Genomic DNA, 11,510 nt, shown 5'->3' with positions numbered 1-11,510 from the left:
CCAGCGGCCAATTCACAAGCCCTATGCTGCAATTATATTTGCTTTGAGAAAATGCAGTTTTACTCTAACTAAACGCCGCAATAAAGCCATTTTTGGAACAAAAAAAGCCACGCGCGACAGGTGATCGCGAGTGGCTTTTCGACTGAAGCCGGCGTTATGGTTATTGAGACCGATTGTAACGCCTTGCCTCAGGGATTCAAAACCCTATTTAGTTTTCCCCTGCTGCTTTTGGGGTTTCCTGATAAATCAGGAGGGGTTTTGCGCCACTGGTGATCGTATTTTCATCAATTACGACTTTGGTGACGTTCGTTTGGTTTGGCAGGTCGAACATAATGTCCAGCAGGGCGTGTTCCAGGATCGAACGCAGGCCGCGGGCGCCGGTCTTGCGGGCCAGCGCCTTGCGGGCGATGGCGTGCAAGGCGGCAGGACGGATTTCCAGTTCCGCGCCTTCCATTTCCAACAGCTTGGAGTACTGCTTGACCAGCGCGTTCTTCGGCTCGACCAGGATCTCGATCAGGGCCTCTTCAGTCAGCTCGGCCAGGGTTGCCACGACCGGCAGGCGGCCCACCAGCTCAGGGATCAGGCCGAACTTGATCAGGTCTTCCGGCTCCGCGTCCATCATCAGGTCGCTGTTCGAGCGCTGTTCCTTGCTCTTCACTTCCGCGGCAAAGCCGATACCGGACTTTTCGGAACGGTTGGAAATGATCTTGGCCAGGCCATCAAAGGCGCCGCCGCAGATGAACATGATGTTGGTGGTGTCGATCTGCACGAAGTCCTGGTTGGGATGCTTGCGGCCGCCCTGCGGAGGCACGGAAGCCATGGTGCCTTCGATCAACTTCAGCAGCGCCTGCTGCACACCCTCGCCCGATACGTCGCGGGTGATCGATGGGTTGTCGGACTTGCGGGAAATCTTGTCGATTTCGTCAATGTAGACGATGCCGCGCTGTGCTTTTTCCACATCGTAGTTGCAGCTCTGCAGCAGCTTCTGGATGATGTTTTCCACGTCTTCGCCCACATAACCGGCTTCGGTCAGGGTGGTGGCGTCGGCGATCACGAACGGCACATTGAGCATGCGCGCCAGGGTCTGGGCCAGCAGGGTCTTGCCGGAGCCGGTCGGGCCCACCAGCAGGATGTTGGACTTGGCCAGCTCGACGTCGTCCTTCTTGCCCAGGTGCTTCAGGCGCTTGTAATGGTTGTACACGGCCACGGACAGGATGCGCTTGGCAGTCGACTGGCCGATCACGTACTGGTTCAGCAGATCGGTGATTTCCTGCGGGGTTGGCAGGTCCGATTTCGCGCCCGTGACAGATTCGATGCTGGACGTCTCGTCGCGGATGATGTCATTGCACAGGTCAATGCATTCATCGCAGATGAAGACGGACGGGCCGGCAATCAGCTTCTTCACCTCGTGCTGGCTTTTGCCGCAGAACGAGCAGTAAAGGAGTTTTTCACCGCTGGAGGATTTTTTCTCTGACATGGGACTAATCTTTAGTTTTGGTGCAAGTTTACCGTGCGCACAAGCAAGAAATCCTGCGCACAACCACATGCTACCCGAAATAAAAGCAAAACGCCCGAACGTTGTAGCGTCCGGGCGTCGACTTGCAAGGACGCTTATGCGCGACTGGTCAAGACTTTGTCGATCAGGCCATATTCCGCTGCTTCGTCCGAAGACATGAAGCGGTCGCGGTCGGTATCCTTGGCGATTTGCTCGATCGACTGACCGGTGCGCTCAGCCATGATGCTGTTCAGGCGATGGCGCAGGTAGAGGATCTCTTTGGCCTGGATCTCGATGTCCGACGCCATGCCTTGCGAGCCACCGGACGGCTGGTGGATCATGATGCGGCTGTTCGGCAGCGAGAAACGCTTGCCCTTGGCGCCTGCGGCCAGCAGGAAGGCGCCCATCGAGGCGGCCATGCCGGTGCACAGGGTCGACACGTCAGGCTTGATGAACTGCATGGTGTCGAAGATCGCCAGGCCCGCGGAGACGGAACCGCCCGGGGAATTGATGTACAGCGAGATGTCCTTGTCAGGATTTTCGCTTTCCAGGAACAGCAGCTGGGCGACAATCAGGTTGGCCATCTGGTCGTTGACCGGACCGACCATGAAGATCACGCGTTCCTTCAGCAGGCGCGAGTAGATATCGTACGAGCGCTCACCGCGGCCGCTTTGTTCGATCACCATCGGCACCAGGCCGAGCATTTCCGTATCGAGTGCGGGATTACGATTCATTCCAATTCCTTGTTTTGCTGCCAAACCAATAAAAACGGGGTCAGACCCAAGGGTCAGACCCCGGTCGGCGACTGCCGCGTTGCTGGGATCTGACCCTGTGGGTCTGACCCCGGGTTACCGGTTTGGCGGTTAACCAAGCTATTAAGCTTGTACGCTTCCCATGAGTTCGTCGAAAGGAATTTCTTTCGAGACGTTCTTGCACAGGCCCAGGACGTAAGTAACGACGTTTTCTTCCAATACAAGAGCTTCGACTTCAGCCAGGCGGCGGCGATCGGAGTAGTAGTACTTCAGCACTTCGCGTGGATCTTCGTAGCTTTGTGCGAAGTCTTCGATCTGTGCCTTCACCTGGTCAGGGGTAGCCTGAAGGTTCTGGTCGCCCACCAGCTTGGACAGGATCAGGCCCAGGCGTACGCGACGCTCAGCCTTGTCCTTGAACAGCTCTGGAGGGAATGGTACATCTTTTACGTTCATGCCGCGCTGGGCCATGTCCTGGCGGGTCATTTCAGCCAGGCGCTCGGTGTCTTGCGCGATCAGCGACTGCGGCACTTCCAGGGTCGCGGTCTTCACCAGGGTGTCCATCACGGCTTCTTTGTTGCGAGCCTTGACGCGGCCTGCAACTTCGCGCTCCAGGTTCACCTTGATGTCTTCGCGCATTTTGGCCAGGTCGCCGTCAGCCACGCCCAGGGACTTGGCGAACTCGGCATCGACTTCCGGCAGGTGCGCCCATTCCAGGTTCTTCAGGGTGATGGTGAACTCGGCGGTCTTGCCAGCCACGTCCTTGCCATGGTAGTCCTCTGGGAACGACAGCGGGAAGGTCTTGGATTCACCAACCTTCAGGCCGACGGTAGCGGCTTCGAATTCCGGCAGCATGCGGCCTTCGCCCAGGACGAACGGGTAGCCTTCAGCTTTACCGCCTGGGAACTCAACGCCGTCGATGGAGCCGACGAAGTCGACCGTCACGCGGTCGCCGTTAGCAGCGATCGCTTCGCCGCCGTCGCCGTGTTCGCCCTTCTCGCCCTTCACGTGGAAGTGCACGCGCTGTTTGCGCAGGATGTCGATGGTCTTGTCGATTTCTACGTCGGTCACGTTGGACTTGACGGTTTCGATCTCAACCTTGGTCAGGTCGCCGACTTCAACTTCCGGATACACTTCGAAGGTTGCGTCGAAGGACAGTTGGCCCTCTGGTGCGTCTTGTTTTGGCTCGATGCGTGGGAAACCGGCAACGCGCAGCTGGTTTTCGTTGGCTGCGTCGTTGAAAGCGCGGCCGACTTTGTCGTTCAGCACTTCGGTTTCGATCTGGTAGCCGTATTGTGCGGCAACCATCTTCATTGGCACTTTACCTGGACGGAAGCCAGGAGCACGTGCGGAGCGAGCCTGCACTTTCAGGCGCTTTTCCACTTCGGAACGCACGTCCGACAGTGGGAAGGAAATCGTCATGCGGCGTTCGAGTTTGCCCAGGGTTTCAACTGCAGTGGCCATTGTAAAAATCGTCCAATAAAAATTTAAGTGTACTTATGGTGCGAGGAGGGGGACTCGAACCCCCACACCATTGCTGGCGTCAGGACCTAAACCTGGTGCGTCTACCAATTTCGCCATCCTCGCGGCATATTTGCACAAAAGCAAAGGGCGACCTTACAGTGAAAACGGGGTCGCCCGGGGCTTTCAACTTCAACCCGGCATTCTATACGGTGTTTCTGGAGTGCGGTAGTGCTTTTTTGCGTATTGCGCAACATTTGGGCAAAACCGGCAACCCAGGTGTCTGACCCACAGGGTCAGACACCGATTCGCGGCAGCCGCAGGTCGGGTGTCAGACCCCATGGGTCTGACACCGGTTTACCGGTTTGGCCTGGGCACGCGGAACCACGCAGCATACAAAGCTGGCAAGAACAGCAACGTCAACGCAGTCGCCAGAATCAACCCACCCATGATCGCCACCGCCATTGGCCCCCAGAACACGGAGCGCGACAAGGGAATCATGGCCAGCGCCGCCGCTGCCGCCGTCAGGATAATCGGACGGCAACGCCGCACAGCCGATTCCACAATCGCATCCCAGGCCGGCACACCAGCCTTGATGTCCTGCTCGATCTGGTCCACCAGGATCACCGAGTTACGGATAATCATGCCGAACAGCGCAATAATGCCCAGGTTCGCCACGAAGCCTAGCGGCCGCCCCATCACCAGCAGCGCCATCGCCGCACCCGCCACGCCGAGCGGCCCGGTCAGGAACACCAGCAGCGCACGCGAGAAGCTGTGAAGCTGCAGCATCAGCAAGGTAAAAATGATGAACACGGCCAGCGGCAGGTTAGCGGCAATCGACTCCTCCGCCGCGCTGCTGTCCGAGGCGGCGCCCTTGACCTTGATCTCATAGCCCGGCGGCAGCTTGGCGCGCAGTGCGTCCAGCTTCGGATTGATCTGGCCCGACACGGTTGGCCCCTGCACACCCTCCACCACGTCCGACTGAACGGTGATCGCCCATTCCCTGCCCTCGCGCCACACCACGCCCGGCTCCCACACGAAATGCACGCGTGCCAGCTGCGAGATCGGCACCGAACGCCCGCTATTGGTCGGGATGTAGGTGTCATTCAGGACCGCAATGGTGCTGCGCTCGTCCAGCGGCTGGCGTACCTGGATGTCGATCAGGCGAATACCTTCGCGGAACTGGCCGATCGGCGTGCCGGAAAGGATCGTGTTCGCGGCACGCATCACTGTTTGCGAAGTCACGCCCAGCGCGCGCATCTTGTCCTGGTCCAGGTCAAGGCGCAGCACCTTGATCGACTCGTTCCAGTTGTCGTTGACGCCCACTGCATTGGGATTGGCACGCATGATGTCCTTCACCTGGTCGGCAATGGAACGCACGCCATCAACCTCGGTGCCAGTAATGCGGAACTGCACCGGGTACGGCACCGGCGGACCATTCGGCAGCAACTGCACGCGGCCGCGAACTTCCGGGAAATCGGTCTTGAAGACATTGCTGATCTTCTTGCGCAGCTCTTCGCGCGAATGCAGGTCCTTCGCCAGCACCACGGTCTGCGAGACGTTCGTCTGCGGGAAGATCTGGTTCAGCGGCAGGTAGAAGCGCGGGCTGCCAGTGCCGACGTAGGTCGTCACGCTTGCCACGCCTGGCTCCTTGCGGATGAATTCCTCGAATTTCTTCGCCTGGCGCTCGGTCTGCGCGAATGCAGTGCCTTCCGGCGACCACATTTCCACCATCAGTTCAGGGCGGCTGGAGTCAGGGAAGAACTGCTTCTCGATGAACTTGAAGCCGTACACGCCGAGGAAGAACACGACCAGCGTCGCCACAATCGTGGTCTTGCGGTACTCCACGCACCAGTTCACGACGGCGCGGAACTTGCGGTAGCCCGGCGTATCAAACAGTTCGTGGTGTCCGCCGCCTTCCGAGTGCGGCTTCACTTTCAGCAGGATGTAGCCGATATAAGGCGTGAACACGACGGCCACGATCCACGAAGTCACCAGCGCAATCGCGTTGACCGAGAACAGCGAGAAGGTGTATTCGCCCGCCGCCGATGCGGCAAGCCCGATCGGCAGGAAGCCGGCGACAGTGATCAGGGTGCCCGTCAGCATCGGCATGGCCGTGGAGGTATAGGCGAAGGTCGCCGCTTCCAGCCTCGAATGGCCCTCTTCCATCTTCCGCACCATCATTTCAACCGCAATGATGGCATCGTCGACCAGCAGCCCCAGTGCGATGATCAGCGCACCAAGCGAAATCTTGTGCAGGTCAATGTCCAGGATACGCATGAACAGGAAGGTCACCGCCAGCACCAGCGGGATTGTCAGCGCCACGACCAGGCCAGGCCGCGCGTCGAGGCGCAGCTTGGGCTTGGTGTGCAGGCCGAGCGAGACGAAGCTCACCGCCAGCACGATCAGCACCGCCTCGACCAGCGTGTGCAGGAACTCGCCTACCGACGCCGTGACAGCGGCCGGCTGGTCCGACACGCGCTCCAGCTCAATGCCGACCGGCAGCTTGGTCTTCATCGCATTCACGGTCTTTTCCAGGTCCTTGCCCATCTGGATAATGTTGCCGCCCTTTTCCATCGACACGCCCAAGCCGATGACTTCTTTGCCGTTGAAGCGCATCTTGTCGCGCGGCGGATCGAGGTATTCGCGCTTGATGGTCGCGAAGTCGCCAAGACGGAAGGTCGTGTTGTTGGCGCGCAGCTCGAGTTCTTCCAGGTCCTTGACCGTGCGCAGCGCGCCCGAAACGCGCACTTGCAGGTTGTCGGTTGGCGTCACCACGACGCCGGTCGCCTCCACTACGTTCTGGGTGGTGATCTGGTTGGCAATCTGCTCGATGGTCAGTCCCAGCTGGGCAAATTTCTTGTGCGAGAACTCGATATTGATCTTCTCATCCTGCACGCCAAACAGCTCGACCTTCGATACCTTTTTCACGCCGAGCAGCTGCTGGCGCACCAGGTCCGCGTAGTCTTTCAACTCCGCATAGGTAAAGCCATCGCCGGACAGTGCGAATATCGAGCCATAGGTATCGCCGAATTCATCGTTGAAGACGGGTCCTTGCACGCCCGACGGCAGCGTCGACCGGATGTCGCCGATCTTCTTGCGCACCTGATACCAGGCCTGCGCCACCTCTTTCGGCGGCGTCGACTCGCGCAAGCTGAGAATGATCAGTGTCTGGCCCGGCTTTGAATAGCTGGTGATTTCGTGGACAAACGGCGTTTCCTGCAGCTTCTTTTCCAGCTTGTCGGTAACCTGCTCGGCCATCTGCAGCGAGGTAGCGCCCGGCCAGAAGGCCTGCACCACCATGGAACGGAAGGTAAACGGCGGATCTTCATCCTGCCCCAGGTTCTTGTAGGCGAGCATGCCGCCCAGGAGCAGCACCGCAATCAGGTAGCGCGTGAGCGGGATGTGCTCCAGCGCCCAGCGCGAAAGGTTGAAGCCCTTCATTTGGCGGCTCCGAGGATGGTCACTTTCTGGCCCGGCTTCAGCAGGTTGACGCCGGCGGTGACCACGGTCTGGCCGGGCTTGACGCCGCTGCCCAGCACCAGGTCATTGCCCGATACCCCGCTCACCGTGACCGGCACCAGGCGCACCACGCCGTTCTCGACAACCCAGACCGAGGTCGCCGCCTTTTCATGGAACAGTGCCGTCAGCGGCACCTTGATCTGCGGTTGCGGCGTGCGCGAGGCGAAAGCCACCAAGGCGGTCATGCCCAGCTTGGCCTCGGCCAGGCTGGCAGGGATCGAGACGCGGAAGGCGTAGGTACGGGTGAACGGGTCTGCCACCGGCGAAATCTCGCGGATCTTGCCCGGCACCGATTTATCCGGGCTGGCCCACAGGCGCACATGCACGTCCGAGATATTGCGCAAAGTATCGACCTTGTCTTCCGGTACGCCAAACACGATTTCCTTTTCGTCGGTCTTGGCAACGCGAACTACCGGCGTCCCCGGCGATACGACTTGCCCTACTTCCGCATCCACGGCGGTGACAACGCCGTCGATGTCCGATTCAAGGCTCGCGTAGCCGGCCTGGTTGGACATGCCGCGATATGCCGCTTGCGCCGAGTCCACCTGGGCCTGCGCCGACTTGTAGGCGGACAGCTTGGCATCGAGGATGGCCTGGCTGACGAAATTCTTTTCGCGCAGCTCCTGGTAGCGCTTCAATTCGGCACTGGCCAGGTCGCGCGTGGTTTCAGCAGCGCGCAGGGCCGCCATCGACTGGGCCTGCGACAGCTTCAGGTCCTGCGGGTCGAGATCCATCAGCACCTGGCCGCGCTTGACGACGCTGCCCACATCCACTTTGCGGGAGATAATCTTGCCTCCAACCCGGAAACCGAGACGCGATTCGACGCGCGAACGGACTTCGCCGGAGAATTCGGCATTCACATCGATATCCGAGCTTTGCAGCACCATGGCGCGCACGGGCCGGATGTCTTCGGTCTTGGGGGCTTCTTTCGAGCAGGCTGCAAGCAGCAAGGCGCAGGCTGCAACCAGGGGTAGTTTTTTCGCGACGAACACGATGGAATTCCTTTTTGGTGTCTCTGGCAATTGCCGGGTGTATATGTTTGCCATTATTATTTCCCGTTTGGAACTAAATGACTTTCCGTTTAGTAAGAAAAAAATTATAGCCGGGTCAACCGAACTTGCAAATGACTTTCGCGTCATTAATTTAGAACAGCACCTCTATGTCCGTTGACCATTACGAGAATTTCCCTGTCGCTTCCATCCTCATGCCGCGCCGTTTGCGCCCGGCGGTGGAGGCGATTTACGCCTTCGCCCGCAGCGCCGACGATATCGCCGACGAGGGCGACGCCACGCCGGAACAGCGCCTGGCGGGGCTGGCCGCTTACGAGGAAGCCCTGGGCCGCATCGAGCGCGCCGAAGGCGGCCATGAACCGATGTTCGAACGGCTGGCATCCGTGATCGCGCAGCACAGGCTGCCCATGCGCCCTTTCTACGACCTGCTTTCCGCCTTCAAGCAGGACATTGTGGTGCACCGCTACCAGGACTACGCCTCCCTGCTCGATTACTGCGCCCGCTCGGCCAATCCGGTCGGCCTGCTGATGCTGCACCTGTACGGCGCGGCCGATGAGGAGAATATCCGCCAGTCGGACGCCATCTGCTCGGCGCTCCAGATCATCAACTTCCTGCAAGATGTCGCCATCGATGAACATAAGGAGCGTATTTACATTCCGATGGAAGACCTGGCGCGTTACGCGCTGTCGCCAGCCCACCTGGCACGCCCCGACAACAGGGCGAAGTGGCGCGCCATGATGAAATTCGAAGTCGACCGCGCCCGCGCCCTGATACTTTCGGGCGCGCCGCTGGCTTGCCGCCTGAAAGGCCGCATTGGACTGGAGTTGCGCATGGTGGTCCAGGGCGGCCTGCGTATTCTGGAGGCAATCGAGGAAGTCGATTACGACGTTTTTCTTCGTCGGCCCAAGCTTGAAAAGCGCGACTGGTTCAAGGTTTTCTGGCGCGCGCTTCGGATGAAGCCGTCTTCACTATAAAATAGCGCCTTTGTCAGCATTACCAAAGCCATAAGAACATGTCCCCCGACGAATACTGCCAGCAGAAGGCCGCCGCCAGCGGTTCCAGTTTCTACTACAGCTTCCTGTTCCTGCCGCCGGAGCGCCGCCGCGCTATCACCGCGCTGTACGCCTTTTGCCGCGAAGTCGACGACACCGTCGACGAGTGCAGCGATGAATCGCTGGCGCGCATCAAGCTGGCCTGGTGGCGCAATGAGATCGCCCAGATGTATCAGGGCAAGCAGACCCACCCGGTGACGCAGGCTTTGCAGCCGCATATTGCGACGTATGACCTGAAGCAGGAACATATGCAGGCCATCATCGACGGCATGGAGATGGACCTGAACCAGACCCGCTATCTCGATTACGCCGGCCTGACGAAGTACTGCTGGCATGTGGCGAGCGTGGTCGGCATCCTGTCGGCGTCGATTTTCGGCGTGACGAGGCCGGAGACGCTGCAATATGCCGAAAAGCTGGGCCATGCCTTCCAGCTCACCAATATCATCCGTGACGTGGGCGAAGATGCGCGCAAAGGCCGCATTTACCTGCCTGTCAACGAACTGCAGCAGTTCAACGTAACTGCCGCGGACCTGTTGAATGCCCGCGAGACCGAGAACTTCTCGAAGCTGATGCAATTCCAGGTGGCGCGTGCCCAGAAGGCTTATGACGAGGCGTTTGCGCTGTTGCCGAAGGAAGACCGCCGCGCCCAGCGCCCGGGCCTGATCATGGCGGCCATTTACCGCACCCTGTTAAATGAAATCGAGGAGGATGGCTACCACGTCCTCAAGCAGCGCATTTCCCTTACGCCTATCCGCAAGCTGTGGCTGGCGTGGAAGACCTGGGTTCGTGGCTAAGCACTTCGCCGTTGCCGGCGGCGGCTGGGCGGGATTCGCCGCCGCCGTAGAACTCGCCCGTTCCGGCCACCAGGTGACCGTTTTCGAGGCTGCCCGCTCGCTGGGCGGCCGGGCGCGCCGCGTAGCTTTCGACGGGCGTGAACTGGATAATGGCCAGCACATCATGCTGGGGGCTTATTCGGAATCGCTTCGCATCATGCGTGCGGTTGGCGTGGATTTGCGTTCCGCCGTTCTCACGCTGCCCCTGCAGATGCGCTATCCGCCCGGTGGCGGCGGCATGGATTTCCTGGCGCCGCGTTTGCCTGCGCCCCTGCATGTCGGCATTGCCCTGTTGCGGGCGAAAGGCCTGGCGCGCGAGGACAAGATGGCCCTGGCCCGCTTTACCACGACTGCGCGCTGGATGGATTGGCGCTTGAACAATGATTGCAGCGTGGCCGAGTTGCTGGAACGCTTCGACCAGACGCCAAGGCTGGTGGCGTTGATGTGGCGGCCGTTGTGCCTCGCCGCCCTGAATACGCCGCCGGAACGTGCTTCCGCGCAGGTGTTCCTTGCCGTGCTGCGCGACAGCCTCGGCGCACGACGGGCAGCATCGGACATGCTGGTTCCCCGTGCCGACCTGTCCGCCCTCTTCCCCGATGCCGCCGCCGCCTGGCTGCAAGGCAAGGGCAACACCGTCCATCTCGGCGCAAAGGTCACTTCCATCGGCTCCGAAGCCGGAGGCTGGACCGTCGAGGCAAGCGGCGCGGCTGTTGGCGGCGACTGGACCGGCAAGTTTGATGGCGTCGTACTCGCCACCTCCCCCACTGCGACCGCCGCACTGCTCGCCAGCGCACACCGCGCCGGGGCCAGCGAAGCCGTAAATCCTTCGGAATTCGCCGAACTGGCAAGCCAGCTTGCGGCATTCGAGCCCGAACCGATCACGACCTGCTACCTGCAATATGCCCCGGACACGCGGCTGGCAATCCCGTTTTACGCCCTGATCGACGATCCGGCAACCCAGCGCTGGGGCCAGTTCGTCTTCGATCGCGGCCAGCTCGATGCCAAGCATGCCGGCCTGTTCGCCGTCGTGATCAGCGCCTCAAGTGACGCCGCAAGCCTGCCGCAGGAGGAGCTGGCAGCGGCGATCGCCGCACAACTGGCTGCCGACCTGGCGCGGCCCGAGCTTGGCAATCCGGCCTGGTCCAGGGTCATCACGGAAAAGCGCGCCACCTACGCCTGCACGCCTGCCCTCAAGCGCCCAGCCAACGAAACGCCGGCAAAAGGGCTGATCCTGGCCGGCGATTACACGGCCGGGGAATACCCCGCCACCCTCGAGATGGCCGTCCGCAGCGGCGTCCAGGCGGCGCACCTGCTCGCGAAGGCGAAACCTTGATGTCCCGCCTGTCCCGCGTTTTGCTCGCCTGCTCCCCCATTTCTGCATCCTGTCG

General features: G+C 60.5%; 8 protein-coding genes and 1 tRNA gene. 3 read left to right on the top strand and 6 right to left on the bottom strand.

The window, feature by feature from the left end:
- Nucleotides 1–208: 208 nt before the first annotated feature.
- From clpX to ACN9MW_RS16550, 6 genes are all read right to left on the bottom strand, one after another.
- Nucleotides 209–1,477, bottom strand: coding sequence for an ATP-dependent Clp protease ATP-binding subunit ClpX (clpX, locus tag ACN9MW_RS16575; protein ID WP_426161539.1), 1,269 nt, complete (start codon nucleotides 1,475–1,477; stop codon nucleotides 209–211).
- 134 nt (nucleotides 1,478–1,611) lie between these two features.
- Nucleotides 1,612–2,229, bottom strand: coding sequence for an ATP-dependent Clp endopeptidase proteolytic subunit ClpP (gene clpP, locus ACN9MW_RS16570; RefSeq protein ID WP_055927915.1), 618 nt, complete (start codon nucleotides 2,227–2,229; stop codon nucleotides 1,612–1,614).
- A 141-nt stretch (nucleotides 2,230–2,370) separates the two neighbouring features.
- Nucleotides 2,371–3,708, bottom strand: a complete 1,338-nt coding sequence (gene tig, locus ACN9MW_RS16565; protein WP_426161538.1) for a trigger factor — start codon at nucleotides 3,706–3,708, stop codon at nucleotides 2,371–2,373.
- A gap of 36 nt (nucleotides 3,709–3,744) precedes the next feature.
- Nucleotides 3,745–3,831, bottom strand: a tRNA-Leu gene (locus ACN9MW_RS16560).
- Nucleotides 3,832–4,062: 231 nt separating this feature from the next.
- Nucleotides 4,063–7,149: an efflux RND transporter permease subunit gene (locus ACN9MW_RS16555; RefSeq protein WP_426161537.1), complete on the bottom strand. Its 3,087-nt coding sequence runs from the start codon at nucleotides 7,147–7,149 to the stop codon at nucleotides 4,063–4,065.
- Nucleotides 7,146–8,219, bottom strand: coding sequence for an efflux RND transporter periplasmic adaptor subunit (locus ACN9MW_RS16550; protein WP_426161536.1), 1,074 nt, complete (start codon nucleotides 8,217–8,219; stop codon nucleotides 7,146–7,148). The genes ACN9MW_RS16555 and ACN9MW_RS16550 overlap by 4 nt, the downstream gene beginning before the upstream one ends.
- Before the next feature lie 167 nt (nucleotides 8,220–8,386).
- Between ACN9MW_RS16550 and hpnC the strand changes: the two genes are divergently transcribed.
- The 3 genes from hpnC to hpnE are packed head-to-tail and all read left to right on the top strand — an operon-like array spanning nucleotide 8,387 to nucleotide 11,455.
- Nucleotides 8,387–9,211, top strand: coding sequence for a squalene synthase HpnC (gene hpnC / locus ACN9MW_RS16545; RefSeq protein WP_426161535.1), 825 nt, complete (start codon nucleotides 8,387–8,389; stop codon nucleotides 9,209–9,211).
- A 38-nt stretch (nucleotides 9,212–9,249) separates the two neighbouring features.
- Entirely contained in the window at nucleotides 9,250–10,083 is an 834-nt protein-coding gene (gene hpnD, locus ACN9MW_RS16540) for a presqualene diphosphate synthase HpnD (RefSeq protein ID WP_426161534.1), read from the top strand.
- The gene (gene hpnE, locus ACN9MW_RS16535) at nucleotides 10,076–11,455 is read left to right on the top strand and encodes a hydroxysqualene dehydroxylase HpnE (protein ID WP_426161533.1); all 1,380 of its coding nucleotides are present in this window, start codon (nucleotides 10,076–10,078) and stop codon (nucleotides 11,453–11,455) included. Before hpnD ends, hpnE begins: the two co-directional genes overlap by 8 nt.
- Nucleotides 11,456–11,510 lie beyond the last annotated feature (55 nt).

It is taken from the genome of Pseudoduganella sp. R-34, assembly GCF_049904655.1.
Taxonomy (GTDB): domain Bacteria; phylum Pseudomonadota; class Gammaproteobacteria; order Burkholderiales; family Burkholderiaceae_D; genus Rugamonas.
This window is presented reverse-complemented; position numbering and strand designations above follow the sequence as displayed.

Bases quoted from the DNA above. Each gene is read 5' to 3' on its own strand.
- clpX (WP_426161539.1), bottom strand. From the start codon at position 1,477: ATGTCAGAGAAAAAATCCTCCAGCGGTGAAAAACTCCTTTACTGCTCG.
- clpP (WP_055927915.1), bottom strand. From the start codon at position 2,229: ATGAATCGTAATCCCGCACTCGATACGGAAATGCTCGGCCTGGTGCCG.
- tig (WP_426161538.1), bottom strand. From the start codon at position 3,708: ATGGCCACTGCAGTTGAAACCCTGGGCAAACTCGAACGCCGCATGACG.
- ACN9MW_RS16555 (WP_426161537.1), bottom strand. From the start codon at position 7,149: ATGAAGGGCTTCAACCTTTCGCGCTGGGCGCTGGAGCACATCCCGCTC.
- hpnC (WP_426161535.1), top strand. From the start codon at position 8,387: ATGTCCGTTGACCATTACGAGAATTTCCCTGTCGCTTCCATCCTCATG.
- hpnD (WP_426161534.1), top strand. From the start codon at position 9,250: ATGTCCCCCGACGAATACTGCCAGCAGAAGGCCGCCGCCAGCGGTTCC.